We start from the raw sequence: 1,732 nt of genomic DNA, 5'->3' as shown, positions 1-1,732 counted from the left end.
ATTTGGACAATAGCATTCATAACAAACTCACTGGCAAAAGAAAAAACAAAGGAATCATAAGAATTAAGAGTGATCTGGCGGATTGAGTTGGTGCATCACCATCGGCGGTGGATAGGGTTTGGAGTGCCATGCATCAGCGGGACATAAAGTGTCCGGACGCGCATAGGTATGGAAGGATTTTGCCGGTGCGAAGAACTCGTTCTGGCAAAGTAGGTATCCTTCGTCCTGCGCTCTTTGCCCAATTGATTGCGCCCATAGATTGCCGGCGATAGCAAAGATCAGGAGCGATCCGAAAATAAGAATGAGATATGTTTTGACAGACCATTGCAGCCGTTGATGGCCCCAGGGCGTAAAGACAAAATGAGCGATGGGGATTGCAACAGATCCAAGCGCTAAAGCCTGGATCCCATGAGCAATTTCAAAGTTATCTTGCCGGAGTTCAATGACTTGCTGCGCATAAAGAAAGTCAGAGACCGTACTCCACACCAAAAACACCATCAATAGATCAAGTGCGGCAGCAAACCCGTGTGCTCTGCGCGGATCCCGGCCAATCCACTGGCCAAATTGAATGGTCTTATCGATGTACCAGTTGATCATCATCACCGCCTGTAGATCTGGTTGTAAAGATCAGGTCCACCCAAATGCCAGATGGTCTCGCGTTCCAGATCATAGAAAAACCGATTGCTGCGGCGTTCAAGCTCTTCCACCTTCTGGCGCATGGACACTTGTGCTTCACGAATAACTTGACCGGTTTTCTGAAGGCCGCGCGCAACCGCCTCACCAGTCCAGCGCAGGGCAGCAGACAGTTTTTCTCGCAGGCCAAACATCTTGTCCAGTTGTCCAAGCGCCATGCCAACAGCCATACCAACAACAATGGCACCAGCCGTAATGGCAAGGGCAGGAATAGCAACTGTCGTAATAGCCCCGGCCAGAAGCGCGCCAGCAGCTGCTGCGGCCATACCAGCCCCAATGGCGACAGCCCCGATCGCCACATCGACAATGATGTTGGCAAACAGTTCACTGTAAAGCTGTGTATCGCTCATGATGAACTGCATGATATCCAGAGCCACATAACAGGTGATCATGATGATCGCATTCGCCCGGCCACCTGCCCGAATGGCTTCAGGTCCAATTCCAAAAGCAACAACCTTTGGAGAGGACGACAGATACCGTGTCCCCTTAAGAACCTCGCGCACGGCAGGATAGCCCTTGAAGATGACGTAGGTCTTTCCATTGGCTATCTTGGTGTAATAACGCCCCTTAATACCGATCTCTTTCAAAAGCTGATGCCCAGACCGGCTGTCCAGCAATGTGCCGGGCAAGGTGGCCAGATCTAAAGCACCGCCGGTCATAAGCGCCATGCCTTGATGGGCATCCACGATCGCCTGAGCAAACGCCTCAAGAGAGACCGCGATTGCCTCATCCTGAACCGGATTTACATCATGAGCTGCACTATGTTGTTGCGCCAGTCTCTGCTCCGCCAGCGGATAAACCATCAGAATATCTCCTTGTGCGGCTGATCCCCGGGTTTGACCATCAAGCGGTGACCGGGAAACTGATCCAGAAAGCCCCGGATCTCCAGCTCTTCTGACAGATCTTCATGCAGTGCATCTGACGAGCGCTCAGGTCGGTCACGACCTTGCAAGACCACATGCGCCGTTCCTGCCGGATCGCACTCTTTTGGTGCAGCTTCTGCAATCGCCTCTACCTTGCGCCGCCGCCACAGCAAGCT

Annotated in this window: 3 protein-coding genes; all 3 read right to left on the bottom strand. The window is 52.4% G+C overall.

Translation table 11 applies throughout. The features are described 5' to 3' along the window. Nucleotides 1-63: 63 nt before the first annotated feature. The gene (locus PsW64_RS16370) at nucleotides 64-597 is read right to left on the bottom strand and encodes a hypothetical protein (RefSeq protein ID WP_152986721.1); all 534 of its coding nucleotides are present in this window, start codon (nucleotides 595-597) and stop codon (nucleotides 64-66) included. Nucleotides 598-599: 2 nt separating this feature from the next. Further along, on the bottom strand, nucleotides 600-1,496 hold the full coding sequence (locus PsW64_RS16365; protein ID WP_057462358.1) for a hypothetical protein: 897 nt from the start codon (nucleotides 1,494-1,496) through the stop codon (nucleotides 600-602). After that, nucleotides 1,496-1,732, bottom strand: a 237-nt coding sequence (locus PsW64_RS27175; RefSeq protein ID WP_082831141.1) for a hypothetical protein, incomplete at its 5' end; no start/stop codon positions are given. The genes PsW64_RS27175 and PsW64_RS16365, both read right to left, overlap by 1 nt.

The sequence above is a fragment of the Pseudovibrio sp. W64 genome, assembly GCF_001623145.1.
Taxonomy (GTDB): Bacteria; Pseudomonadota; Alphaproteobacteria; order Rhizobiales; family Stappiaceae; genus Pseudovibrio.
The sequence above is the reverse complement of the archived record's forward strand: the minus strand, read 5'-3'. Positions and strand labels throughout refer to the sequence as shown.